This window comes from Clostridioides sp. ZZV14-6345 (genome assembly GCF_020657775.1).
In the GTDB taxonomy this organism is placed as follows: domain Bacteria; phylum Bacillota; class Clostridia; order Peptostreptococcales; family Peptostreptococcaceae; genus Clostridioides; species Clostridioides difficile_D.
Window position 1 is genome coordinate 1 of sequence record NZ_JAGWCX010000068.1, and the last position, 22,058, is coordinate 22,058.

Here is a 22,058-nt window from a genome sequence, read left to right on the forward strand (position 1 = left end):
ATAAATTAACCTACTGTTTAATTTTCAAAGTTCTTTTGTCTTATTTTAGTGCTCCTTTTGGGCACTCATATATAATATCATCTATATTATTCGAAGTCAACAATTTTTTAACTTTTATTTTAAATATTTTTTTGTCAAAACAAAAATAGCCTATATTAATGCATTTTAATTGCTTTAATACAAGCTATTTACATATTCAGACCTATTTTTATAGTTATTTCAGCTCAAATATTTTTGTATTCCTATGTATATTGCCCATGCTATTTTTTCTTGATATGTTTCATCAGTTAAAAGCTTACACTCTTTATCATTTGATAAAAATCCACACTCTATTAATACTGATGGAATATCATTTTCTTTCAAAAGATATATATCATCTCTTGGTTTGACTTCTCTGTTGTTTGTCTTATCTACCACTCTTTTAAGTTCTTCTTGAATACATTTTGATAATTCTTTACTATCTTGCTTATCTTTAGGATAAAAAGTTTGAGCCCCATAGTATTTTGATTGTTCAAATGCATTGAGATGTATAGAGACAAACATATTGGCATTAGAATTAGATATTATTTCTTTTCTATTTTTCAAATTTTCATTATATTTTTGCCTTGTAGTTTTATTACCTTCTTCTTTATAAAGACTACTGTCATCCTCTCGAGTTAATATTACAAGACCCCCACTTGACTCTATAAGCTCTCTAAGCTTAAGTGTTATTGCTAGGTTAATATCTTTTTCAGATGTGCTCTTATCCTTGTTTAATGCACCTGGATCAATTCCTCCATGACCAGCATCGAGAATTATCGTTTTGTTTGTTACTGGCATGTACTTGATAACATCTTCAGAAATATTTTTAACTTCAAATATGGATACTACTACTAGACATACCATAACAAAACTAAAAATTATATGTTTTATGTACTTTCTCACAACATCACCCTGTATATGTATACTTATAAAAACACTATAATATTCCAGATATTAGTACAAACATATAAATTTTATTCTAATATTTATATACCTTTATTTATTAGTATTAATATATATTATTGTGTAATGGTGCTATATTCGTATCCCTTTTTAATTCGCTATATTTATCTAACATTAAATACTACATAATAGATTATATCTAATTTATATTATAGACTATAATATGTATATTTAGAATTTTTATTGTTACATAATACTTTCAGCTATACCTTATATAAATTTTCAAACCATCTTCTTTTATTAATATACAGTTTGAACGTTATTGGCATATATCTTTTATTAAATAGTTAAAATAAAAAAGGATGCTCTTCTTACTGAAAAGCATCCTAATAAGATATCTTATTATTTTATTGTATATCAATCATTAACTTAACCCAACATTTTTAACATACCAATACTTTCTGAATGACAGTAAATAAAGGATTTTGTTTTTCCCCAAAAATAAGTAATTATCTTTTTGAGAACTGTGGAGCTCTTCTTGCTGCTTTTAATCCGTATTTCTTTCTTTCCTTCATTCTTGCATCTCTAGTTAAGAAACCTTCTTTCTTTAAAGCAGGTCTTAAATCTAAATCAGCTTTTAATAAAGCTCTAGATATACCATGTCTTATAGCTCCAGCTTGTCCAGTGAATCCTCCACCTTCAACTTTTACTATAACATCATATTTATTTTCATTACCAGTTAAAACTAATGGTTGTTTAACATCTCTTATTAATGTCTCATAGTTAAAATAATTTTCTAATGCTCTTCCATTTACTAATATATTTCCTTCACCTGCAACTAGTCTTACTCTAGCAACAGAACTTTTTCTTCTTCCAGTTCCATAATATTGAACGTTAGCCATTATAAACTCCTCCTTTCACCTATTAATCTTACTTAAAGTTTAAAACTTCTGGATTTTGAGCTGCATGAGTGTGTTCAGCACCTGCAAATACTCTTAATCTAGTCATCATTCTGCTTCTTAATTTGTTTTTAGGTAACATACCACTTACAGCATGTGATATAACTTCTTCTGGTTTTTTATCCATCATATCTCTGTAAGATATTTCTTTTAATCCACCTACATAACCAGTATGGTATCTGTAGTATTTTTGATCTAATTTCTTACCACTTAAAACTATTTTTTCTGCATTTACTACAACAACAAAATCTCCACCATCAACGTGAGGAGTAAATGTTGGTTTATGTTTACCTCTCAATACTGTCGCAATTTCTGTTGCTAAACGACCTAATGTTTTTCCTTCAGCATCAACTAAGTACCATTTTCTTTGTACATCAGCTGGCTTAGCTATATAACTTTTCATAACTGTCCCTCCTTAACTACTTTTCATAAAATTTTTTTACCGTTTATGTCAAGTCCGGGGCAAGTGGACTTATTAACACATTCTCATATATTTTAATACATGTGGCCTGGTGTGTCAAGTTAATAATGAACTTTTTTAAGAAATAATCCTTGTGCTGGAGCTGTATGTCCACATTTTGACCTAGTTTTTGATTGTATTATATCCAAAAATGGCTCATTGATTTTACCACGACCTATATCAACAAGTGTCCCAACAATAATTCTCACCATGTTATACAAAAAACCATTACCACTAATCTCCAAAGTAATCAAATCATCTTTTTTATTTATATCAATATCATATATCGTTCTAACTGTATCTTTTACAGATGAACCAGAACTCATAAATCCTTTAAAGTCATGTGTGCCTAACAAACTTCTTGATTCCAAACACATTTTATCAAAATCAAGTTTATATTTTACTTGATATGATATATCACTAAGTATTGGATTTCTAAACTTGCTATTATATATTAAATATTTATATGTTTTACCCTTTGCACTATATCTTGAATGAAAATCATCATTTACTTCACAGGCTTTTATAACTGATATGTCTTTTGGCAGTTTAGAGTTTAATGCCATTGGTATACTTTCTACACTTATGCCTGAACTAAGTTTAAAATTTGCAGTTTGACCAAGAGCATGAACTCCTGAATCAGTTCTACCTGACCCTACAAGTTTAACTTCTTCTTTTGTTATATCATATATAGCTTTTTCAATTGTACCCTGTATTCCTAAAGAATCAGGTTGCTTTTGCCATCCACAATAATTTCTACCATTATATTGGATTGTAATTTTTATATTTCTCATATTTTACCTCATTTATATCTATAACATCTTAATTAGATTGCTATAAATCTAGTAGCTATAATTGCTCCTAGATAGATAACCTGAAATACACATGCCATATAATCTCCTCTTGCTATAACAGACTCTCTCATTTTAGTTCTATTATGTCCACCTCTATAGCATCTGGCTTCCATAGCCATAGCCAATTCATCAGCCCTTCTAAATGCACTCACAAATAAAGGCACCAAAAGTGGTACTAGATTCTTTGCTCTATTTATAAGATTCTTACTTTCAAAGTCTGCACCTCTAGACATCTGAGCCTTCATTATTTTATCTGTCTCATCTAACAATGTAGGAATAAAACGTAAAGCAATCGTCATCATCATTGCAAGTTCATGAACTGGCAAACCAATTTTTTTAAACGGATTCAGTAATCTCTCTATTCCATCAGTTAATTCTATTGGTGAAGTTGTTAAAGTAAGTAATGATGTACCAATTACTAAAAATATTAATCTTATTGCCATAAAAATTGCTTGTCTTAAACCCTGTCTTGTAATAGCTAAAAATCCAAATGACCATATCTCATCACCTGGTAAGAAAAAAATATTTATAAGAAATGTAAACAAAATAATCCACTTAAGAGGTTTCACACCTTTAACAATATATTTAACTGGTATATTAGCTAATTTTATCATACATAATAAACATAATAAAACCACTATATAAGGCCAAAATTTATTTACTACAAATATAGATACCATAAATACAATTGTTCCTACAAGTTTTATCCTTGGATCTAATTTATGAATAGCAGAACTCGTTGGGTAGTATTGCCCTATAGTTATATCTTTTAACATAATCCTCGTCCTCTCACAACTTTTAATATTTCCTGTTTTGCTTCCTCTAAAGTCAATATGTCTTCTCTAATGTCAAAACCTTTTTCTCTCAATTTCAATGCAAGCTCTAAGACTTGCGGGATATCTAATCCTATTTCCTTCAATTTATTAGCATTTGATTTAAATACTTCTCTAGGAGTTCCCATAAATTCTACTTTACCATGATTCATAACAATTAAAGTTTTTGCTAACTTTGCCATATCATCCATACTATGTGATGATAGTATTATAGTCATATTATTTTTTTCATGTAAGCTTTTTATTAAGTTAAAGATTTCATCTCTTCCTCCAGGGTCAAGACCAGCAGTTGGTTCGTCCAATATAAGAACTTCTGGGTTCATAGCTATAACTCCAGCAATCGCTACTCTACGTTTTTGACCTCCAGATAATTCAAAAGGAGATTTATCTTTAAATTCCTCATAATCAAGCCCTACAGCTTCCATTGATGCTTTTACCCTGTCATGTATTTCAGACTCCTCTAAGCCCAAATTAGTGGGTCCAAAGGCTATATCTTTATCAATCGTTTCTTCAAACAATTGGTATTCTGGATATTGAAATACGACACCCACTCTTTTTCTAATATCAGTTAGGTTCAAATTTTTATCTGTTATATTAAAATCATTTATAAATATTTCTCCTGAGGAAGGTTTTAATAATCCATTTAAATGTTGTATTAATGTAGATTTTCCTGACCCTGTATGACCTATAAGACCAACAAAATCTCTATCTTTAATCTCAAAAGAAATATCATCAAGTGCCTTACTTGCAAAAGGCATTCCTTCATTATATATATGTGTTAAGTTCTTTACTATAATTGACATAATTCCATCACCATCTCATCCACAGTTAATATATCACTACCAATATTCATACCTTCTTCTATCAATAAACTAGATAATTCTGTCATGCAAGGTACATCTAAACCGATTTCCTTTAACATCTTTATTTTACTGAATACTTTTCTAGGAGTTCCCTCTAAGATTTTCTTCCCTTTTTCCATAACGACAACTCTATCAGCCTCTACTGCTTCCTCCATAAAGTGTGTTATATGTATAACAGTTACATTTTCTTCCTTATTAAGTCTTTTTATTGTTTTCATAACTTCTTTTCTTCCAGATGGGTCTAACATTGCTGTTGCTTCATCGAATATTATACATTTAGGCCTCATAGCAATAATTCCTGCTATTGCAACTCTTTGCTTTTGACCACCTGATAACAAGTGAGGTTGTCTATCTCTTAAATCATACATACCTACACTCTTTAAAGACTCTTCTACAATACGTCTTATTTCTTTTGGCTCTATACCTAAGTTCTCAGGTCCAAATGCAACATCTTCTTCTACTATTGTAGCAACTATTTGATTGTCTGGATTTTGAAACACCATCCCTGCAGTTTGTCTTATATCCCATAATCTTTCTTCTTCTTTAGTATCCATACCATCAATAATAATATTTCCTTCAGTAGGCATAAGAATAGCATTTAAATTTTTAGATAAAGTAGACTTACCAGAACCATTATGTCCTATTATCGCAACAAATTCTCCTTTTTTAACATCTAGGCTTAAATTATCTATTGCTTTAAGTTTTGCTTCATCTGTAATATACTCAAACGAAATATTATTTACCTTTACTATATTATCCATTAATTCATACTCCTTTTAGTAAGCAATAACTTATAAAAATCATTTTACACATTATTATATCATACCTTGGTCAAAAAAATAAAAAAAAGATTAAGCCATCAAGCCTAATCCTTTCCTTACTATACTAATTCTATAAAAGCCATTTCAGCAGCATCGCCTTTTCTTGGCCCTATTTTTATTATTCTAGTGTATCCACCATTTCTCTCAGCATATTTTGGAGCTAAATCTGTGAATAAGTTATTAACTACTGTTTCATCCATAACATAAGCTAAAACTTGTCTTCTAGCATGAAGATCTCCTCTTTTAGCAAGAGTTATCATCTTTTCAGCCATTCTACGAGTTTCTTTCGCTCTAGTTACTGTAGTTTCTATTCTTCCACTTCTTAGTAAGCAAGTTACTAAGTTTCTTAACATAAGGTTTCTGTGAGCTGTTTCACGTCCTAATTTACGGTACTTAGCCATTCTTATCCCTCCTTTGCTCGCTATTCTTCACTTGGTTTTAATCCTAATCCAAGTTCTTCTAGTTTTTGTATTACCTCTTCTAATGACTTCTTACCTAGGTTTCTAACCTTCATCATATCATCTTCAGATTTATTAGCTAATTCTTCAACTGTGTTAATTCCCGCTCTCTTTAAACAGTTATATGATCTAACTGATAAATCTAATTCTTCTATAGTCATTTCAAGAACTTTTTCTTTTTGATCTTCTTCTTTTTCTACCATGATTTCAACACTACTTACATGTTCAGTTAAGTCTATAAATAAGTTTAAATGCTCAACTAATACCTTTGCAGCTAATGATATACCCTCTTGAGGATTTATACTACCATTAGTCCAAACTTCTAGTACTAATTTGTCATAATCTGTTTTTTGACCAACTCTTGTGTTTTCTACATGATAACTAACTTTCTCAACAGGAGTATATATTGAATCCACAGGTAAAACACCTATTGGAACATTCTCTGTTTTATTTTCTTCAGCAGAAACATAACCTCTACCTTTATCTACAAATATCTCCATATTAAGTTTAGCATTATCATCTAATGTAGCTATTGCTAAATCTTTACTTAATATTTCAACATCTGGAGGACAGATTATATCTGAACCTGTGATAGAGCATGGTCCTTGAGCTTCTATTTTAAGTGTTCTACTTCCTTCACCATCTATAGTTGCTGAAAGCTCTTTTAAAGTTAATATTATCTCAGTAACATCTTCCTTAACACCAGGTATTGTAGAGAATTCATGAAGAACTCCATCTATTTTTATAGCATTTACTGCTACACCTGGTAATGATGATAATAATATTCTTCTTAGTGCGTTACCTATAGTTATTCCATATCCTCTTTCTAGAGGCTCTATAACAAACTTACCATATCTATAGTCTTCGCTAAGCTCAACTATATCTACTTTTGGCTTTTCTATTTCTATCATGGACAAAACCCTCCTTAAAATTCAGTAATCCACTGAGGGTAAACAAAATTTTAAAATAATTTTTAAAAGTGTGCTTATTATTTAGAGTAAAGTTCTATGATTAAGTGCTCTGCTATCTCAAGATCTATATCTTCTCTTGTTGGAACACCAACTACTTTTGCTGTCATTCCTTCTACATTAGCTTCTAACCATTTAGGAGCTATTCTTGAGTTAACTTCTACCAAATTTTTGAATTTTGCAGAAGATCTTGATTTCTCTTTAACTTCTATAACATCTCCTACCTTAACTATTAATGAAGGTATGTCTACTTTATTTCCATTTAAAGTGAAATGACCATGAGTCACTAATTGTCTAGCTTCTTTTCTAGAAGATGCTAGTCCCATTCTGTAAACTACATTATCTAATCTTCTCTCTAATAAACTTAATAAGTTCTCACCTGCTTTACCAGACATGTTTTCAGCACGTTCATATAAATTTCTAAATTGAGTCTCTAAAACTCCATATATTCTCTTAACTTTTTGTTTTTCTCTTAATTGTAATCCATAGTTAGAAACTTTCTTTCTTCCTTGGCCATGTTGACCTGGAGCATAGTTTCTTTTTACTATAGCACATTTATCTGTATAACATCTATCACCTTTAAGGAATAATTTCATTCCCTCTCTACGGCATTGTCTACATGATGCACCTGTATATCTTGCCATTTATCTACACCTCCTATTTGTACTCTTATTAATTACACTCTTCTTCTCTTTGGTGGTCTGCATCCGTTATGTGGGATTGGAGTAACGTCTTTTATCATAGTTACTTCTAGTCCAGTTGCTTGTAAAGCTCTTATTGCAGCTTCTCTTCCTGAACCTGGACCCTTTACGAATACCTCAACACTTTTTAGTCCGTGTTCCATCGCAGCTTTTGCAGCTGTTTCAGCAGCCATTTGAGATGCAAATGGAGTTGATTTTCTTGATCCTTTGAATCCTAATTGTCCAGAACTTGCCCAAGATATAGCATTTCCGTGAACGTCAGTTAAAGTTATTATTGTATTATTGAAAGTTGATTGTATATGAGCATGACCACGTTCTATATTTTTACGTTCTCTTCTTCTAATACGTGTAACTTTCTTTTTTGGTTTAGCCATTTTCCTTTTCCCTCCTTCATCTAGTTATTATTTATTTATTTTTTCTTTTTACGAGATACTGTTTTTCTAGGACCTTTTCTAGTTCTAGCATTAGTCTTAGTTCTTTGTCCTCTTAATGGAAGACCTTTAGCATGTCTTATTCCTCTATAACATTTTATATCTCTTAATCTCTTTATGTTTAAAGCAATTTCTCTTCTTAAGTCACCTTCAACTAAGAAATCGTCATCTATAACTTTTCTTAACTCATTAACTTGATCTTCTGATAAATCTTTTATTCTAGTATCTGGATTTATCTCAGCCTTAGCTAATATTTCGTTAGCAGTCGCTTTACCTATACCATATATATAAGTTAAGCCTATCTCCGCTCTTTTTTCTCTAGGTAAATCTACCCCAGCTATTCTTGCCATGATCGCACCTCCTACACATAGTTTTTAGTGTTTAAAACTTCACATCATATGCCAATCCTACGCCAGATTGTTCAACGATTTTAACGTTCTTTTGTTAACATCACAATATAGTATTATACTATAAAATTTAACAAAATGCTAGTAATAATTTCTTATCCTTGCTTTTGCTTATGCTTTGGATTTTCACAGATAACCATTACTTTTCCTTTTCTTTTTATTACTTTACATTTTTCACATATTGGTTTTACTGATGGTCTAACCTTCATTATTAATCCCTCCTTAGACTAAATATTAATATAGTCTACTTCTTACGCCAAGTAATTCTTCCTCTTGTAAGGTCATATGGAGAAAGTTCAACATTCACCTTATCACCTTCAAGAATTCTTATGAAGTTCATTCTTAGCTTTCCAGAAATGTGGCATAATATCTCATGTCCATTTTCTAATTTAACTTTAAACATAGCATTAGGTAAAGCTTCTGAAACTGTACCTTCTAATTCTATAACATCTTTTTTGGCCATTAACTAACCAGCCCTCCATTTCAATAAGTTAAATTATCTAACTTAACTTAGTAAGTTCAGCTCTTAAAAAAGAATCTGTAATCTCTTGTCCAGATACTACCCTTTTTCTAACTTCATCATTAATAAAATTATATTTTTTTAAGTGCTTCACTTTCTTTAACTTAGGTTTGTCAAGTTTTCTTTTCTTTCCATCAGCTATTAATACATATTCATTATTAACTATTTTGACTACGAAAAATAAATTTCCTTTATCTCGTCCTAATGAAACTTTAACAACTTGACCTATACTTAAATTATCTGATAGCACTTTTTTCACCTACTTTTTAAATTACAACTTTGTCAATATCAAAGGTTCATGTTCAGTAATTGCTATCGTATGCTCATAATGAGCTGATTTTTTTCCATCTATTGTAACAGTCGTCCACCCATCTGATAGAGTCTTTACATGATAACGACCTGCATTAACCATCGGCTCTATAGCAATAACCATTCCTTCTCTAAGTCTTGGTCCTTTTCCTGGGAGTCCATAATTAGGTACTTGTGGATCTTCATGAAGATTTGCTCCAACTCCATGCCCCACTAAATCCCTAACTACTGAGAAACCATGTTTCTCAACGTGTGTTTGTACTGCGTGTGAGATATCTGAAAGTCTATATCCTAATTTAGCAAATTTTATTCCTTCATAGAAGCTTTCTCTAGTTACTTCTATCAATTTCCTATCTTCTTCAGATATCATGCCTACTCCGTGGGTTTTGGCAGAATCACCATGATATCCTTTATAATAGGCTCCTATATCCAAACTTACAATGTCTCCTTCTTTTAATATGGTTTCTCCTGGAATCCCATGTACTACTTCTCTATTGATAGAAGCACATATACTTCCCGGAAAACCTCCATAGCCTTTAAAAGAAGGTTCTGCATTGTATTTTCTTATATTCTCTTCAGCTATTTTATCTAATTCTAAAGTAGATATTCCCGGAGAAATAGCTTTTCTTAAAACTTCATGAGTATCAGCAACTATTTTACCTGCTTCTCTTAAAAGTTCTATTTCTTTTTTTGATTTCAAGATAATCATTTATTTTCCACTTCCTAAAGCTGCAACAATATCTTCAAATACTTTATCTATTGCTTGGTCACCTTTTATATCTGCTATTATACCTTGTTTGCTATAATAATCTACTAAAGGTTTAGTTTCATCTAGATAAACTTGTATTCTCTTAGATACAGTTTCTTCATTATCATCAGCTCTTTGATATAATTCCCCTTGGCACACATCACATACGCCTTTTACTTTAGGAGGATTAAACTCAACATGGTAAGTAGCTCCACAAGACTTACATATTCTTCTACCAACTGCTCTAGATACTAGTATGCTCTTATCAACTTCAATATTAACAACTTTATCTAGTGATATGCCAGCATTTTTCAAGAATACATCTAAATGTTCTCCTTGTGCTACATTTCTTGGAAATCCATCTAACATAAATCCATTTTTACAATCTTCTTGAGATATTCTATCAGTAACTAAACCTACAGTTAACTCATCTGGTACTAATAAACCTTGGTCCATGTATTCTTTTGCTTTTTTTCCAAGTTCTGTTCCCTCTTTTATATTCTTTCTGAATATATCTCCTGTTGATATATGAGGTATATTGTATTTTTCTACTATTCCTGCCGCCTGAGTACCTTTACCAGCACCTGGAGGTCCAAGTAATATTATTCTCATATTATCCATCTCCATTTTATTTTAAGAAACCTTGATAGCTTCTCATAACTAAGTTTGACTCTAACTGTCTCTTAAGCTCCAAAGCAACTCCAACAACGATTAGCAATGAAGTCCCAGCTAGACTCATATTTACTTTCATATAATGTGTTGTAAGAGCTGGCACCATAGCAATTATTGCTAAGAAAGTCGCTCCAGCTAAAGTTAATCTAGTTAAAATTCTATTTAAATAATCCATAGTAGGTTCACCTGGTCTTATACCTGGTATAAATCCACCATTATTTTTCATATTTTTAGATATGTCTTCTGTATTAAATGATACAGTTGTATAAAAATATGAGAAGAAAATTATAAGTAGAATCTCAATTGATCTGTATGTCCAAAATCCTTGTTCTGTTGACATACTTAAGTATTTTTGAACAAAAGCTTGAGCATTTGGCCCCATAAACATAGCTATTGTTTGAGGAAAAGCTAAAAGTGAACTCGCAAAAATTATAGGCATAACTCCTGACTGGTTAACTTTCATTGGTATATGAGAACTTTGTCCTCCATACATTTTTCTTCCAACAACTCTTTTAGCATATTGTACAGGTATCTTTCTAGTTGCTTCTTGTATAAATGTAACTCCTGTTACTGTAAGTAATATAACTACAGCTAAAACTACTATAACCCAAGGTGCAACTTGACCAGATTTAACTTGTTGCGCGATTTTAATAACATCTGTAGGTATTCTTGATATTATACCTGCAAATATTATTACTGAACTACCATTACCGATTCCTTTTTCAGTAATTTTGTCCCCAATCCACATTACTAACATACTTGCTGAAACTAATGTTATTACAACAGTTGTGATAAAAAACACACTATTTGATATTAAAGCACTTCTTACAATTCCTAATGTAATTCCCAAAGCTTGTACAACTGCTAGAGCTAGTGCTGTATATTTAGTGTACTTATTGATTTTTTTCTTTCCTTCTTCACCAGATTTTTGAAGTTCTGCTAAACTTTCAAAACCTACTGTTAGAAGTTGTATTATGATTGATGCAGTGATATATGGACTTATACCTAAAGCAAATAATGAAAAGTTACTAAATGCTCCACCAGTAAACATATTATACAGAGAAAGTAGACTATTGCCGCCTACCATCTTTTGTATAATACTAGTGTCTATGCCTGGAACTGGTATAGTAGTACCTATTCTGAATATCACGATCATCATAAGTGTATACATTACTTTTTTTCTTACTGCTTTAATCTTCCAAGCTTGTTTTAATTTTGACAGCACGCTAATTCACCCCGCCTGTACTGGCTAGGAGATTAGCAGGTTATTATACTAACTCTGCTTTTCCACCAGCTTTTTCTATTTTTTCTTGAGCTGAAGCTGTAAATTTAGCAGCTTTAACAGTTAAAGCTTTCTCTAAATTACCTTCACCTAAGATTTTAATTCCGTCTTTACCTATTTTGCTTATAGTTTTAGTAGATTTTAATAATTCTGCAGTTATTTCTGTTCCATTTTCAAATCTATTTAAAACTTCAACATTAACTTCTGTGTAAACTTTCTTAAATATGTTATTGAAACCTCTCTTAGGAAGTCTTCTAGCTAGTGGCATTTGTCCACCTTCAAATCCTACTCTTACTCCACCACCAGAACGAGACCATTGACCTTTTTGTCCACGTCCTGCAGTTTTACCTTGTCCAGTCGCAGTACCTCTACCTAATCTTCTCTTAGCTCTTACTGCACCTTCAGCAGGTTTTAACTCATGTAACTTCATGGATTGCACCTCCTTGCACTACTTTATAAAAATTATTCAGCTATTTCAGTTACTTCTAATAAGTGACTTACTTTACTTATCATACCTCTTGTTTGAGCATTGTCTTCTTTTATAACAACTTGTTCTCTTTTTCTTAATCCTAACGCTTCAACATTCTTTTTTTGGTTAGGAGTAGTTCCTATAACACTTCTAACTAACTTTATTTGTAATTTAGCCATTTTACACTACCTCCTTACCCTAGAAGTTCTTCAACTTTTTTACCTCTAAGTTTAGCTATATCTTCAACTGTTTTTAGAGAATTAAGTCCTTCTATTGTAGCATTTACCATATTTCTTGGATTGTTAGACCCTAAAGATTTAGCTCTAACGTCTTTTAGTCCAGCTAGCTCAAGTACGGCTCTAGCAGGTCCCCCAGCTATTACTCCTGTACCTTCTACAGCAGGCATTATTAATATATTTCCAGCACCAAAGTGTCCGCGTACTTCGTGAGGAATTGTAGTCCCAACTATTGGCACTACTATTAGATTTTTCTTAGCATCTTCAACTGCTTTTTTTATAGCATCTGGTACTTCCATTGCTTTCCCAGCACCTATACCAACGTGTCCGTTTTCATCTCCAACAACTACTAATGCTGCAAATCTGAAGTTTCTACCACCTTTTACAACCTTAGTAACACGTCTTACTTCAACAACCTTTTCTTGTAAGTCAAGTTGTCCTGCATCTATCGGCTTACGACGTAGCATGTATTTTTCCCTCCTTCGTATTAGAACTTAAGACCAGCTTCTCTAGCACCTTCAGCTAATTCTTGAATTCTTCCATGATATAAGTATCCACCTCTGTCAAATACAACTTCAGTGATTCCTTTTTCAACAGCTTTTTTAGCAACTAATTCTCCAACTTTCTTAGCTGCTTCCTTGTTTCCTGTATGATTGACAGCACTCTTAACTTCTGCTTCTAAAGAAGATGCAGCAACTAGAGTTACTCTTTTTGTGTCATCTATTATTTGAGCATATATATTGTTAGCACTTCTAAATACACATAATCTTGGTCTTTGAGAAGTACCGCTTATTTTTCTACGAACTCTCTTATGTCTTTGAAGTCTATTAGCATTTTTATCAGCCTTTTTTAACACCTAGCTCACTCCTTTCTAGCGTTTAAGTTTTGGTATTATTTTTTACCAGTTTTTCCTTCTTTACGTCTGATTACTTCATCAACGTATTTTATACCTTTACCTTTGTATGGCTCTGGTTTTCTCCAAGCTCTTATCTTAGCAGCATAGTTCCCTACTAATTGCTTGTCTATACCTTTTACTATTAACTCTGTTTGGTTTGGAGCTTCAACAGTTATTCCTTCTGGATCTTCCATCTCAACTGGATGAGAGAAACCTAAGTTCATAACTAATTTCTTTCCTTGTTTTTGAGCTCTATATCCAACACCTTTTAATTCTAATTTCTTTTCGAAACCAGTATTTACACCTACAACCATATTATCTAATAAAGTTCTAGTTAGTCCGTGTAAAGATCTATGTTTTTTATTATTAGTTGGTCTTTCAACCATTATTGTATTTTCTTCTTTTTTTATGTTTAACTCAGCACTTAATTGTTTAGTTAAAGTTCCTTTTGGACCTTTTACTGTAACTAAATTTCCTTCAGCTATAGCAACTTCAACACCTGCTGGTATTATTATTGGCTTAACACCTATTCTTGACATGGTCGCACCTCCTTACATTGTTCAAATTGATTACCAAACGTAGCAGATTACTTCTCCACCAACATTTGCTTTTCTAGCTTGCTTGTCAGTTAATATTCCTTTTGAAGTAGATATTACTGATATTCCTAATCCGTTTAATACTTTTGGTATCTCATGGTTAGCAGCGTAAACTCTCATACCAGGCTTAGATATTTTCTTAAGACCTGTTATAACTCTTTCGCCTTCTTGTCCGTACTTTAATTGTATTCTTATGATACCTTGTTTTCCATCTTCTATAACATCATAACCTCTTATGAAACCTTCTTCTAATAAGATTCTAGCTAACTCTTTCTTCATATTAGAAGCTGGAACATCTACAGTTTCATGCTTAACAACATTAGCATTTCTTATACGAGTAAGCATATCTGCAATTGGATCTGTCATTGTCATTTTGTTGCCCTCCTTCCATTCTAATCAAGCTTCTACCAGCTTGCTTTTCTAACACCAGGTATTTGACCTTTATAAGCTAATTCTCTAAAGCATATACGGCATATACCAAATTTTTTCAAAACTGAATGCGGTCTTCCGCATATAGTACATCTAGTGTATTCTCTAGTTGCGTACTTTTGCTTTCTTTGTTGTTTAACAACCATCGCTTTTCTAGCCACGGGAATCCCTCCTTTGCTTACTTAGAAAATGGCATTCCTAATAATTTTAATAATTCACGAGCTTCTTCGTCAGTTTTTGCTGTAGTAACAAATATTATATCCATTCCTCTTACTTTATCTATTTTATCATATTCTATTTCAGGGAATATTAATTGTTCTTTAACTCCTAAAGCATAGTTTCCTCTACCATCAAAAGCATTAGGGTTAACTCCTCTAAAGTCTCTAACTCTTGGTAAAGAAACTGAAACTAATTTGTCCATAAAGTAGAACATTTTGTCAGCTCTTAATGTAACTTTTGTTCCTATTGGCATTCCTTCTCTTAATTTGAAGTTAGCAACAGATTTTCTAGCTTTAGTTATAACAGGCTTTTGTCCTGATATTATTTCTAATTCTTCAACGCCTTTTTCTAATCCTTTTGGATTTTCTCTAGCGTCACCTATACCCATGTTAATAACTATTTTATTTAACTTAGGTATCTCCATTACGTTTTTATATCCAAATTTCTCCATTAAAGCAGGAGCAACTTCTTTCATGTATTTTTCTTGTAATCTAGAAGCCATTTAAGGTCCCTCCTTTCAAGCAATATTTATTATAATTCTTTTCCGCTCTTTGCTGATACTCTTACTTTGTTCCCATCTTTTACTTCATATCTTACTCTAACGCCTTTTCCTGTTTCAGAATCAAATGGCATTACATTAGATATGTGTATTGGGGCTTCTTTATTTATTATTCCACCTTGTTGGTTCATAGCACTTGGTTTTTGATGTTTAGTTATTACATTTACACCTTCAACTAATACTTTATCAGCTTTAGGGTATACCTTTAAAACTGAACCTTTTTTACCTTTATCTTTACCTGCTATAACTACAACAGTGTCACCTTTTTTAACACGCATCATGTCCTATTGCACCTCCTTAATTATAGTACTTCTGGAGCAAGAGAAACTATTTTCATGAATTCATTGTCTCTTAACTCTCTAGCAACAGGCCCGAATATACGAGTTCCTACTGGAGTTTTATCGTCCTTTATTATAACAGCAGCATTTTCATCAAAAGATATATAGCTTCCGTCATTACGTCTTACGCCTTGTTTGCTTCTTACTATAACAGCTTTAACAACCTTACCTTTTTTTACAACTCCACCAGGTGTTGCACTTTTAACAGTAGCAACTATAACGTCGCCTATGTTACCATATCTTCTTTTACTTCCGCCTAGAACACGTATACATAAAAGTTCTTTAGCTCCTGAGTTATCAGCAACTCTTAGACGTGATTCTTGTTGTATCATATCGTAATCCCTCCTTCTTCAAAAACTACTTAACTTTCTCAACAACTTCAACTAGTCTGAATCTCTTATCTTTAGATAATGGTCTAGTTTCCATTATTTTAACTCTATCTCCGATGTTACATATATTCTTTTCATCATGAGCCTTGAATTTCTTAGTTCTCTTAACACGTTTATTATATAGTGGATGACGTACGAATTCTTCAACAGCTACTACTATTGTTTTATCCATCTTATCACTAACAACACGGCCTATTCTAACTTTTCTTCTTCCTCTTTCCATGTTTAAAAAGCCTCCTTTCCAAATTAAGCTCTAGTTTCGTATAACTTTCTTTCAGCAAGAACAGTTTTAACTTTTGCTATATCCTTCTTAACAAACTTTATTCTAGCTGTATTTTCTAATTGACCAGTAGCTAATTGGAATCTTAAGCTAAATAATTCACTTTTGAAGTCGTTTAATTTGTTCATTAGCTCTTCGCTTGTTAAATCTCTTAATTCTTTAGCTTTCATCCTATTCACCACCCTTTACTTCTAAATCTTCTTTTTTAACAAATTTACATTTAATTGGTAATTTATGTGCAGCAAGTCTCATAGCTTCTCTTGCTTTATCTTCAGAAACACCTGCTAATTCAAACATAACTCTTCCTGGCTTAACTACAGCTACCCAATATTCTGGAGAACCTTTCCCTGCACCCATACGAGTCTCTGCTGGTTTTCTTGTTACTGGTTTATGAGGGAATATTTTTATCCAAACCTTTCCCCCTCTTTTTATATATCTAGTCATCGCGATTCTGGCAGCTTCTATTTGATTAGAAGTTATCCAAGAAGCTTCTAATGCTACTAATCCAAACTCACCATAAGTAACTTTATTACCCTTATGAGCTTGCCCAGCCATGCTTCCTCTATGAACTCTACGACGCTTTACTCTTTTTGGCATTAACATGAGTATTTTTCCTCCTTCCTTGAACCTAACTATTATTAATTTCCTTTGTTTTCAGTTCTTTGAGGTCTTGATCCACCTTGAGGTCTTTGTTGTCCTCTGTAGTTTCCTCTGTTATCATTTCCTCTTCTGTCATTTCCTCTTCTATCGTTTCTTCTATTATCTCTCTTGTTGTCTCTTCTATCGTTTTTTCTGCTTTCTTCTCTTGGATTTACACCGTCTCTAGTTGGTAAAACTTCACCATTACATACCCAAACTTTTATACCGATTTTTCCATAAGTTGTATCAGCTTCAGCGAAACCATAATCTATATCTGCTCTTAAAGTTTGTAGTGGTACATTTCCTTCACTATAACCTTCAGTTCTAGCCATCTCAGCTCCACCTAATCTTCCTGAAGCAGAAACTTTTATCCCTTTAGCACCAGATTTCATTGCTCTTTGTATAGCTTGTTTCATTGCTCTTCTGAAAGCAACCCTTCTCTCTATAGCTAAAGCTATATTTTCAGCTACTAATTGAGCGTTTTTATCTGTACTTCTTACTTCTACTATATTAACTATTATAGTTTTCTTTGTCATTTTTTCTAATTCAACTTTTAATGCTTCGATTCCTGCACCAGCTCTTCCTATAACTACACCCGGCTTAGCAACGTGTAAGTCCATTTTTATTTTGTTAGCTGATCTTTCTATTTCTATCTTAGCAACTCCAGCTGAGTATAATCTTTTCTTTAAGAATTTACGTATATTATGGTCTTCTAATAATAAGTTTCCGAACTCTTTTTTATCAGTAGCAAACCATCTTGAGTCCCAATCTTTTATAACACCGACCCTTAAGCCGTGTGGATTAACCTTTTGACCCATTACTTTCCCTCCTATCTATTAATTATTTCTTCTCTTTAACAACAACCTCTATGTGAGAAGTTCTTTTTCTTATTGTAGTTGCACGACCCATAGCTCTAGGCATAAATCTCTTCATTGTTGGCCCTTGATTAGCAACTATTGATGCTATATATAATTTTTCAGTATCCATTTCGTGATTGTTTTCTGCGTTAGCTTTAGCTGATTTTACAACTTTAGCTATTATTGAAGCTGCTCCTCTTGGAGTAAACTTTAATATTGCTAATGCTTCATCAACATTCTTTCCTCTAACAAGGTCACATATTTGGCCTGCTTTTCTTGGTGATACACGTACATATTTAGCAGTAGCTTTTGCTTCCATTGTTATTCCTCCTTTCTTAGTCATAATTTAATTATTTTCTCTTATTAGATTTTTCGTCATCCTTATGTCCTTTGAAAGTTCTAGTAGGAACGAACTCACCTAATTTATGTCCAACCATATCTTCTGTTATATATACTGGAACATGTTTTCTTCCATCATGAACAGCTATAGTATTTTCTACCATTTGTGGAAACACAGTTGAAGATCTTGACCAAGTTTTTATAACTTCTTTATTTCCACTAGCATTCATAGCTTCTATCTTCTTTAAAAGTCTTGCATGGACAAAAGGCCCTTTTTTAGTTGATCTTGACATTTATATTCCTCCTTTCCGAGCAAAAATAAATTTACTACTTAGTTCTTCTTGATACTATTAGTTTATTTGAAGCTTTATTTTTCTTTCTAGTTTTGTATCCAAGAGCTGGTTTACCCCATGGAGTAACAGGAGATGGTCTACCTATTGGAGATCTACCTTCCCCTCCACCGTGTGGATGGTCATTAGGGTTCATTACAGAACCTCTTACAGTAGGTCTTATTCCCATATGTCTTTTTCTACCTGCTTTACCAATAACTACGTTACCATGCTCTATATTTCCAACTTGTCCTATAGTAGCTTTACAGTTTATACTTACTAATCTCATCTCACCTGATGGTAATCTTAATAAAGCATTTTTTCCTTCTTTAGCCATTAATTGTGCAGAAACTCCAGCAGATCTAACTAATTGAGCTCCTTTTCCTGGCTTTAATTCTATATTATGAATGATAGTACCAACTGGCATATCTTTTAATGCTAAACAGTTTCCTGGTTTTATATCAGCACCTAATCCTGATAATATAGTATCTCCAACATTAATTCCAACTGGAGCTAATATATATCTTTTTTCTCCATCAGCATAGTTCAATAATGCGATATTTGCAGTTCTGTTTGGATCATATTCTATAGTAGCAACCTTAGCAGGTATACCATCTTTATCTCTTTTAAAATCTATTATTCTATATTTTCTTTTTTGTCCTCCACCTCTATGACGAACAGTTATTCTACCATGTACATTTCTACCAGCATTTTTCTTTAAATTAACTAAAAGAGATTTTTCTGGTTGATTACATGTTATTTCATCAGAAACTAAAACTGTCATTTGTCTTAAGGCAGGAGAAGTTGGTCTAAACTTTTTTATAGCCATCTGTTTTCCCTCCTTCGTTTGTTATAATACTACATTCCTTGGAAGAATTCTATTTCTTTACTATCAGCAGTTAATTTAACTACTGCTTTCTTAAAGCTTGCTGTTCTTCCTTGAGTTCTACCCATTCTTTTAACTTTTCCATCGTAATTTAAAGTATTTACTTTGTCAACACTAACTCCGAATACTTTTTCTACTGCTTTTTTTATTTCAGTTTTGTTCGCATCTTTAGCCACAACAAAAGTGTATTTTTTTTCACCCATTTCAGCCATACTGTGCTCAGTTACAACTGGTCTTATTATTATATCATGTGGATTAGTCATTATGCGTACACCTCCTCCACTTTTTTAACAGCATCTGTAGTTATTATAAATGAATCATATTTTAATATATCATATACATTCATAGTATTAACTAATGCAGTTTGAACACCTTCTATATTTCTAGCTGATTTTATTACGTTATCATTCTTATCAGCTATAACTACTAAAGCTTTTTTAGCAGCATTTATATTATTTAATATTTGAGCAAATTCTTTAGTTTTAGGAGCATCCATGTTTAATGCATCTAATACTATAACTTCACTATTTTGAACTTTTGAAGATAAAGCACTCTTCATAGCTAATCTTCTTACCTTCTTAGGTAATGTATATTTGTAGCTTCTTGGTTTAGGTGCAAAAGCAACTCCTCCACCTACCCATTGTACAGATCTTGTAGAACCTTGTCTTGCTCTACCTGTTCCTTTTTGTTTCCAAGGTTTTCTTCCGCCACCTCTAACTTCTGCTCTAGTTTTAGCAGATTGAGTTCCTTGTCTCTTATTTGCTAATTGATTTTTTACAACTTCATATAAAACATGTCCATTAACTTCTACGCCAAATATAGAATCTGATAATTCTATTTCTCCAACGTTTTGTCCACTAACATTTAGTACATTTAATTTTGGCATTGTTATTCCTCCTTTCTTTAGGTTAGTCATTATTTAGAAACCTTTATAGCTTCTTTTATAGTTACTACTGAACCTTTAGCTCCTGGTATAGCTCCTTTAACTAATATAAGGTTCTTATCAGCATCTACTTTAACAACCTCTAAGTTTTGAACTGTTACCTTTACGCTTCCCATGTGTCCAGCTAATTTTTTGTTTTTAAATACTCTACCTGGGTAAGAACAAGCTCCCATTGAACCTGGTCTTCTGTGGTATCTAGAACCGTGAGATTCAGGACCTCTACTTTGTCCATGTCTTTTTATTGGACCTTGGAATCCCTTACCTTTACTTATTCCAGTAACATCTATTTTTGTACCTGCGTCAAATACATCAGCTTTTATTTCTTGTCCTACTGTGTATCCTTCTACAGAATCTACTCTGAATTCTTTTAAATGCTTCTTTAAAACATTAGCAGCAGCTAAATGTCCTTTTTTAGGTTTGTTTAAAGCTTTTTCTTTAGCATCTTCAAAACCTATTTGTATAGCATTGTATCCATCTTTATCAACTGTTTTTATTTGAGTAACGACCATAGGTCCTGCTTCAACAGCTGTTACAGGTATAACTACACCTTTATCAGTGAATATTTGAGTCATACCAACTTTTTTGCCTAATATTCCTTTCATATTAGCACCTCCTATAATTCTTACAGCGGATTACATCTTTTAGAGTAATCATTCTAAGATAATCATCTATAGGATAATATCTTAGGGGTTCTTATAATTTTATTTCTATATCTACACCTGCTGGTAAGTCTAATCTCATTAATGAGTCAACTGTCTTAGGTGTTGGATTAGCTATGTCGATTAGTCTTTTATGAGTTCTTATTTCAAATTGTTCTCTAGAGTCTTTGTACTTATGTACAGCTCTTAATATAGTTACAACTTGTTTTTCTGTTGGTAGAGGCACAGGTCCTGAAACTTGTGATCCAGCCTTTTTAGCAGTTTCAACTATTTTCCCTGCTGAAAAATCTAATAATTTGTGATCATATGATTTTAATCTTATTCTTATTTTTTCATTCTTAGCCATTTTGTTTTCCCTCCTTTATCACGTGTTTAATTTTCAAGTTGCGTACAACCAATACCGATACACTGCTCCGGGTGTGTTGTAACTTTTAAATCGATACTAGTTCGTATTTCACTAGGACTTAATTTTCATTTTCTTAATCTCTCAAGCACACTATTATATTTTATATCATCTGTTACTTTTTTTCAAGTTTTTTTTATGTTTTTTTCAATTTTATTTTCTCTTACAACATCATAACCTTAAGCCTGATTGTTAATCTACCTCAAGGCACTAGTTTAGTATATATGCTTTAGCGCTACTTGTCAACAAAAAACAAAAAAGAGAGGTGTTACCCCCTCTTTTTTTATATTAAATCCATTAGTTTAGTAAAAGATTACTCTATTATTGTAGCAACAACTCCTGAAGCTACCGTTCTTCCACCTTCTCTTATTGAGAATCTTAAT

At 32.3% G+C, this 22,058-nt stretch carries 39 protein-coding genes; all 39 read right to left on the bottom strand.

The window, feature by feature from the left end; all coding sequences use genetic code 11:
* Positions 1–219: 219 nt before the first annotated feature.
* On the bottom strand, positions 220–924 hold the full coding sequence (cwlD, locus tag KGF39_RS15685) for an N-acetylmuramoyl-L-alanine amidase CwlD (RefSeq protein WP_079740149.1): 705 nt from the start codon (positions 922–924) through the stop codon (positions 220–222).
* 509 nt (positions 925–1,433) lie between these two features.
* On the bottom strand, positions 1,434–1,826 hold the full coding sequence (gene rpsI / locus KGF39_RS15690) for a 30S ribosomal protein S9 (RefSeq protein ID WP_003421105.1): 393 nt from the start codon (positions 1,824–1,826) through the stop codon (positions 1,434–1,436).
* 28 nt (positions 1,827–1,854) lie between these two features.
* Complete coding sequence (rplM, locus tag KGF39_RS15695; RefSeq protein WP_003421107.1) at positions 1,855–2,286, bottom strand: 50S ribosomal protein L13; 432 nt, start codon at positions 2,284–2,286, stop codon at positions 1,855–1,857.
* Positions 2,287–2,405: 119 nt separating this feature from the next.
* Positions 2,406–3,137 (bottom strand): tRNA pseudouridine(38-40) synthase TruA, encoded by a 732-nt coding sequence (gene truA, locus KGF39_RS15700; RefSeq protein WP_054274712.1) that lies wholly within the window; start codon positions 3,135–3,137, stop codon positions 2,406–2,408.
* A gap of 32 nt (positions 3,138–3,169) precedes the next feature.
* Positions 3,170–3,973 carry an energy-coupling factor transporter transmembrane component T family protein gene (locus tag KGF39_RS15705; RefSeq protein ID WP_054274711.1) on the bottom strand — a complete coding sequence of 268 codons (804 nt, stop codon included), beginning with the start codon at positions 3,971–3,973 and terminating at the stop codon, positions 3,170–3,172.
* On the bottom strand, positions 3,967–4,833 hold the full coding sequence (locus KGF39_RS15710; protein ID WP_227823028.1) for an energy-coupling factor transporter ATPase: 867 nt from the start codon (positions 4,831–4,833) through the stop codon (positions 3,967–3,969). The genes KGF39_RS15705 and KGF39_RS15710 overlap by 7 nt, the downstream gene beginning before the upstream one ends.
* Positions 4,821–5,654: an energy-coupling factor transporter ATPase gene (locus KGF39_RS15715; RefSeq protein ID WP_227823029.1), complete on the bottom strand. Its 834-nt coding sequence runs from the start codon at positions 5,652–5,654 to the stop codon at positions 4,821–4,823. The genes KGF39_RS15710 and KGF39_RS15715 overlap by 13 nt, the downstream gene beginning before the upstream one ends.
* A gap of 119 nt (positions 5,655–5,773) precedes the next feature.
* On the bottom strand, positions 5,774–6,115 hold the full coding sequence (gene rplQ / locus KGF39_RS15720; protein WP_003421117.1) for a 50S ribosomal protein L17: 342 nt from the start codon (positions 6,113–6,115) through the stop codon (positions 5,774–5,776).
* 20 nt (positions 6,116–6,135) lie between these two features.
* Complete coding sequence (locus KGF39_RS15725) at positions 6,136–7,083, bottom strand: DNA-directed RNA polymerase subunit alpha (RefSeq protein ID WP_054274708.1); 948 nt, start codon at positions 7,081–7,083, stop codon at positions 6,136–6,138.
* A 77-nt stretch (positions 7,084–7,160) separates the two neighbouring features.
* A complete protein-coding gene (rpsD, locus tag KGF39_RS15730) occupies positions 7,161–7,784 on the bottom strand; it encodes a 30S ribosomal protein S4 (RefSeq protein WP_227823030.1) in 624 nt (207 codons plus the stop codon).
* A gap of 32 nt (positions 7,785–7,816) precedes the next feature.
* The gene (rpsK, locus tag KGF39_RS15735) at positions 7,817–8,215 is read right to left on the bottom strand and encodes a 30S ribosomal protein S11 (protein WP_003421122.1); all 399 of its coding nucleotides are present in this window, start codon (positions 8,213–8,215) and stop codon (positions 7,817–7,819) included.
* A gap of 35 nt (positions 8,216–8,250) precedes the next feature.
* On the bottom strand, positions 8,251–8,622 hold the full coding sequence (rpsM, locus tag KGF39_RS15740) for a 30S ribosomal protein S13 (RefSeq protein ID WP_003421125.1): 372 nt from the start codon (positions 8,620–8,622) through the stop codon (positions 8,251–8,253).
* 152 nt (positions 8,623–8,774) lie between these two features.
* The gene (gene rpmJ, locus KGF39_RS15745) at positions 8,775–8,888 is read right to left on the bottom strand and encodes a 50S ribosomal protein L36 (RefSeq protein ID WP_002509257.1); all 114 of its coding nucleotides are present in this window, start codon (positions 8,886–8,888) and stop codon (positions 8,775–8,777) included.
* 35 nt (positions 8,889–8,923) lie between these two features.
* A complete protein-coding gene (infA, locus tag KGF39_RS15750; protein ID WP_003421127.1) occupies positions 8,924–9,142 on the bottom strand; it encodes a translation initiation factor IF-1 in 219 nt (72 codons plus the stop codon).
* A 37-nt stretch (positions 9,143–9,179) separates the two neighbouring features.
* On the bottom strand, positions 9,180–9,449 hold the full coding sequence (locus KGF39_RS15755; RefSeq protein ID WP_227823031.1) for a KOW domain-containing protein: 270 nt from the start codon (positions 9,447–9,449) through the stop codon (positions 9,180–9,182).
* 21 nt (positions 9,450–9,470) lie between these two features.
* Positions 9,471–10,217, bottom strand: a complete 747-nt coding sequence (map, locus tag KGF39_RS15760) for a type I methionyl aminopeptidase (protein WP_054274707.1) — start codon at positions 10,215–10,217, stop codon at positions 9,471–9,473.
* Positions 10,218–10,868 (bottom strand): adenylate kinase, encoded by a 651-nt coding sequence (locus tag KGF39_RS15765; RefSeq protein WP_107595767.1) that lies wholly within the window; start codon positions 10,866–10,868, stop codon positions 10,218–10,220.
* Positions 10,869–10,884: 16 nt separating this feature from the next.
* A complete protein-coding gene (gene secY / locus KGF39_RS15770; protein ID WP_227823032.1) occupies positions 10,885–12,153 on the bottom strand; it encodes a preprotein translocase subunit SecY in 1,269 nt (422 codons plus the stop codon).
* A gap of 43 nt (positions 12,154–12,196) precedes the next feature.
* Positions 12,197–12,640, bottom strand: a complete 444-nt coding sequence (rplO, locus tag KGF39_RS15775) for a 50S ribosomal protein L15 (RefSeq protein ID WP_003421135.1) — start codon at positions 12,638–12,640, stop codon at positions 12,197–12,199.
* A 32-nt stretch (positions 12,641–12,672) separates the two neighbouring features.
* Positions 12,673–12,858: a 50S ribosomal protein L30 gene (gene rpmD, locus KGF39_RS15780; protein WP_054274704.1), complete on the bottom strand. Its 186-nt coding sequence runs from the start codon at positions 12,856–12,858 to the stop codon at positions 12,673–12,675.
* A gap of 14 nt (positions 12,859–12,872) precedes the next feature.
* The gene (gene rpsE / locus KGF39_RS15785; RefSeq protein ID WP_003421138.1) at positions 12,873–13,382 is read right to left on the bottom strand and encodes a 30S ribosomal protein S5; all 510 of its coding nucleotides are present in this window, start codon (positions 13,380–13,382) and stop codon (positions 12,873–12,875) included.
* 20 nt (positions 13,383–13,402) lie between these two features.
* Positions 13,403–13,771, bottom strand: a complete 369-nt coding sequence (gene rplR, locus KGF39_RS15790; protein WP_003421141.1) for a 50S ribosomal protein L18 — start codon at positions 13,769–13,771, stop codon at positions 13,403–13,405.
* A gap of 35 nt (positions 13,772–13,806) precedes the next feature.
* Positions 13,807–14,349: a 50S ribosomal protein L6 gene (gene rplF, locus KGF39_RS15795; RefSeq protein WP_227823033.1), complete on the bottom strand. Its 543-nt coding sequence runs from the start codon at positions 14,347–14,349 to the stop codon at positions 13,807–13,809.
* A gap of 30 nt (positions 14,350–14,379) precedes the next feature.
* Positions 14,380–14,778 (bottom strand): 30S ribosomal protein S8, encoded by a 399-nt coding sequence (rpsH, locus tag KGF39_RS15800; protein ID WP_054274703.1) that lies wholly within the window; start codon positions 14,776–14,778, stop codon positions 14,380–14,382.
* Between the two features lie 32 nt (positions 14,779–14,810).
* A complete protein-coding gene (locus KGF39_RS15805; RefSeq protein WP_003421149.1) occupies positions 14,811–14,996 on the bottom strand; it encodes a type Z 30S ribosomal protein S14 in 186 nt (61 codons plus the stop codon).
* A gap of 17 nt (positions 14,997–15,013) precedes the next feature.
* Positions 15,014–15,556: a 50S ribosomal protein L5 gene (gene rplE, locus KGF39_RS15810; RefSeq protein WP_003421151.1), complete on the bottom strand. Its 543-nt coding sequence runs from the start codon at positions 15,554–15,556 to the stop codon at positions 15,014–15,016.
* A gap of 29 nt (positions 15,557–15,585) precedes the next feature.
* Positions 15,586–15,891, bottom strand: a complete 306-nt coding sequence (rplX, locus tag KGF39_RS15815; RefSeq protein WP_227823036.1) for a 50S ribosomal protein L24 — start codon at positions 15,889–15,891, stop codon at positions 15,586–15,588.
* 23 nt (positions 15,892–15,914) lie between these two features.
* The gene (rplN, locus tag KGF39_RS15820; RefSeq protein ID WP_003421155.1) at positions 15,915–16,283 is read right to left on the bottom strand and encodes a 50S ribosomal protein L14; all 369 of its coding nucleotides are present in this window, start codon (positions 16,281–16,283) and stop codon (positions 15,915–15,917) included.
* A gap of 25 nt (positions 16,284–16,308) precedes the next feature.
* Positions 16,309–16,563, bottom strand: coding sequence for a 30S ribosomal protein S17 (gene rpsQ, locus KGF39_RS15825; RefSeq protein ID WP_003421156.1), 255 nt, complete (start codon positions 16,561–16,563; stop codon positions 16,309–16,311).
* A 23-nt stretch (positions 16,564–16,586) separates the two neighbouring features.
* Positions 16,587–16,790: a 50S ribosomal protein L29 gene (gene rpmC / locus KGF39_RS15830; RefSeq protein WP_003421158.1), complete on the bottom strand. Its 204-nt coding sequence runs from the start codon at positions 16,788–16,790 to the stop codon at positions 16,587–16,589.
* Between the two features lies 1 nt (position 16,791).
* Positions 16,792–17,223 carry a 50S ribosomal protein L16 gene (gene rplP / locus KGF39_RS15835; RefSeq protein WP_003421160.1) on the bottom strand — a complete coding sequence of 144 codons (432 nt, stop codon included), beginning with the start codon at positions 17,221–17,223 and terminating at the stop codon, positions 16,792–16,794.
* A gap of 35 nt (positions 17,224–17,258) precedes the next feature.
* Positions 17,259–18,077, bottom strand: a complete 819-nt coding sequence (gene rpsC, locus KGF39_RS15840) for a 30S ribosomal protein S3 (RefSeq protein ID WP_227823034.1) — start codon at positions 18,075–18,077, stop codon at positions 17,259–17,261.
* A 22-nt stretch (positions 18,078–18,099) separates the two neighbouring features.
* Positions 18,100–18,435: a 50S ribosomal protein L22 gene (gene rplV / locus KGF39_RS15845; protein WP_009887891.1), complete on the bottom strand. Its 336-nt coding sequence runs from the start codon at positions 18,433–18,435 to the stop codon at positions 18,100–18,102.
* 31 nt (positions 18,436–18,466) lie between these two features.
* Positions 18,467–18,748 (bottom strand): 30S ribosomal protein S19, encoded by a 282-nt coding sequence (gene rpsS, locus KGF39_RS15850; RefSeq protein WP_003421166.1) that lies wholly within the window; start codon positions 18,746–18,748, stop codon positions 18,467–18,469.
* Between the two features lie 34 nt (positions 18,749–18,782).
* On the bottom strand, positions 18,783–19,613 hold the full coding sequence (gene rplB, locus KGF39_RS15855) for a 50S ribosomal protein L2 (RefSeq protein ID WP_003421168.1): 831 nt from the start codon (positions 19,611–19,613) through the stop codon (positions 18,783–18,785).
* Positions 19,614–19,642: 29 nt separating this feature from the next.
* Positions 19,643–19,933 carry a 50S ribosomal protein L23 gene (gene rplW, locus KGF39_RS15860; RefSeq protein WP_054274701.1) on the bottom strand — a complete coding sequence of 97 codons (291 nt, stop codon included), beginning with the start codon at positions 19,931–19,933 and terminating at the stop codon, positions 19,643–19,645.
* Positions 19,933–20,556, bottom strand: a complete 624-nt coding sequence (gene rplD, locus KGF39_RS15865; protein ID WP_009887887.1) for a 50S ribosomal protein L4 — start codon at positions 20,554–20,556, stop codon at positions 19,933–19,935. The genes rplW and rplD overlap by 1 nt, the downstream gene beginning before the upstream one ends.
* Before the next feature lie 29 nt (positions 20,557–20,585).
* Positions 20,586–21,215 carry a 50S ribosomal protein L3 gene (gene rplC, locus KGF39_RS15870; protein WP_227823035.1) on the bottom strand — a complete coding sequence of 210 codons (630 nt, stop codon included), beginning with the start codon at positions 21,213–21,215 and terminating at the stop codon, positions 20,586–20,588.
* A gap of 91 nt (positions 21,216–21,306) precedes the next feature.
* The gene (rpsJ, locus tag KGF39_RS15875; protein ID WP_003421175.1) at positions 21,307–21,618 is read right to left on the bottom strand and encodes a 30S ribosomal protein S10; all 312 of its coding nucleotides are present in this window, start codon (positions 21,616–21,618) and stop codon (positions 21,307–21,309) included.
* Positions 21,619–22,058: the final 440 nt, after the last annotated feature.

Bases quoted from the DNA above. Each gene is read 5' to 3' on its own strand.
- rpsI (WP_003421105.1), bottom strand. From the start codon at position 1,826: ATGGCTAACGTTCAATATTATGGAACTGGAAGAAGAAAAAGTTCTGTT.
- rplM (WP_003421107.1), bottom strand. From the start codon at position 2,286: ATGAAAAGTTATATAGCTAAGCCAGCTGATGTACAAAGAAAATGGTAC.
- truA (WP_054274712.1), bottom strand. From the start codon at position 3,137: ATGAGAAATATAAAAATTACAATCCAATATAATGGTAGAAATTATTGT.
- KGF39_RS15705 (WP_054274711.1), bottom strand. From the start codon at position 3,973: ATGTTAAAAGATATAACTATAGGGCAATACTACCCAACGAGTTCTGCT.
- KGF39_RS15710 (WP_227823028.1), bottom strand. From the start codon at position 4,833: ATGTCAATTATAGTAAAGAACTTAACACATATATATAATGAAGGAATG.
- KGF39_RS15715 (WP_227823029.1), bottom strand. From the start codon at position 5,654: ATGGATAATATAGTAAAGGTAAATAATATTTCGTTTGAGTATATTACA.
- rplQ (WP_003421117.1), bottom strand. From the start codon at position 6,115: ATGGCTAAGTACCGTAAATTAGGACGTGAAACAGCTCACAGAAACCTT.
- KGF39_RS15725 (WP_054274708.1), bottom strand. From the start codon at position 7,083: ATGATAGAAATAGAAAAGCCAAAAGTAGATATAGTTGAGCTTAGCGAA.
- rpsD (WP_227823030.1), bottom strand. From the start codon at position 7,784: ATGGCAAGATATACAGGTGCATCATGTAGACAATGCCGTAGAGAGGGA.
- rpsK (WP_003421122.1), bottom strand. From the start codon at position 8,215: ATGGCTAAACCAAAAAAGAAAGTTACACGTATTAGAAGAAGAGAACGT.
- rpsM (WP_003421125.1), bottom strand. From the start codon at position 8,622: ATGGCAAGAATAGCTGGGGTAGATTTACCTAGAGAAAAAAGAGCGGAG.
- rpmJ (WP_002509257.1), bottom strand. From the start codon at position 8,888: ATGAAGGTTAGACCATCAGTAAAACCAATATGTGAAAAATGTAAAGTA.
- infA (WP_003421127.1), bottom strand. From the start codon at position 9,142: ATGGCCAAAAAAGATGTTATAGAATTAGAAGGTACAGTTTCAGAAGCT.
- map (WP_054274707.1), bottom strand. From the start codon at position 10,217: ATGATTATCTTGAAATCAAAAAAAGAAATAGAACTTTTAAGAGAAGCA.
- KGF39_RS15765 (WP_107595767.1), bottom strand. From the start codon at position 10,868: ATGAGAATAATATTACTTGGACCTCCAGGTGCTGGTAAAGGTACTCAG.
- rplO (WP_003421135.1), bottom strand. From the start codon at position 12,640: ATGAAGTTACATGAGTTAAAACCTGCTGAAGGTGCAGTAAGAGCTAAG.
- rpmD (WP_054274704.1), bottom strand. From the start codon at position 12,858: ATGGCTAAATTACAAATAAAGTTAGTTAGAAGTGTTATAGGAACTACT.
- rpsE (WP_003421138.1), bottom strand. From the start codon at position 13,382: ATGCTACGTCGTAAGCCGATAGATGCAGGACAACTTGACTTACAAGAA.
- rplF (WP_227823033.1), bottom strand. From the start codon at position 14,349: ATGTCAAGAATAGGTGTTAAGCCAATAATAATACCAGCAGGTGTTGAA.
- rpsH (WP_054274703.1), bottom strand. From the start codon at position 14,778: ATGACAATGACAGATCCAATTGCAGATATGCTTACTCGTATAAGAAAT.
- rplE (WP_003421151.1), bottom strand. From the start codon at position 15,556: ATGGCTTCTAGATTACAAGAAAAATACATGAAAGAAGTTGCTCCTGCT.
- rplX (WP_227823036.1), bottom strand. From the start codon at position 15,891: ATGCGTGTTAAAAAAGGTGACACTGTTGTAGTTATAGCAGGTAAAGAT.
- rplN (WP_003421155.1), bottom strand. From the start codon at position 16,283: ATGATACAACAAGAATCACGTCTAAGAGTTGCTGATAACTCAGGAGCT.
- rpsQ (WP_003421156.1), bottom strand. From the start codon at position 16,563: ATGGAAAGAGGAAGAAGAAAAGTTAGAATAGGCCGTGTTGTTAGTGAT.
- rpmC (WP_003421158.1), bottom strand. From the start codon at position 16,790: ATGAAAGCTAAAGAATTAAGAGATTTAACAAGCGAAGAGCTAATGAAC.
- rplP (WP_003421160.1), bottom strand. From the start codon at position 17,223: ATGTTAATGCCAAAAAGAGTAAAGCGTCGTAGAGTTCATAGAGGAAGC.
- rpsC (WP_227823034.1), bottom strand. From the start codon at position 18,077: ATGGGTCAAAAGGTTAATCCACACGGCTTAAGGGTCGGTGTTATAAAA.
- rplV (WP_009887891.1), bottom strand. From the start codon at position 18,435: ATGGAAGCAAAAGCTACTGCTAAATATGTACGTGTATCACCAAGAAAA.
- rpsS (WP_003421166.1), bottom strand. From the start codon at position 18,748: ATGTCAAGATCAACTAAAAAAGGGCCTTTTGTCCATGCAAGACTTTTA.
- rplB (WP_003421168.1), bottom strand. From the start codon at position 19,613: ATGGCTATAAAAAAGTTTAGACCAACTTCTCCTGCCTTAAGACAAATG.
- rplW (WP_054274701.1), bottom strand. From the start codon at position 19,933: ATGACTAATCCACATGATATAATAATAAGACCAGTTGTAACTGAGCAC.
- rplD (WP_009887887.1), bottom strand. From the start codon at position 20,556: ATGCCAAAATTAAATGTACTAAATGTTAGTGGACAAAACGTTGGAGAA.
- rplC (WP_227823035.1), bottom strand. From the start codon at position 21,215: ATGAAAGGAATATTAGGCAAAAAAGTTGGTATGACTCAAATATTCACT.
- rpsJ (WP_003421175.1), bottom strand. From the start codon at position 21,618: ATGGCTAAGAATGAAAAAATAAGAATAAGATTAAAATCATATGATCAC.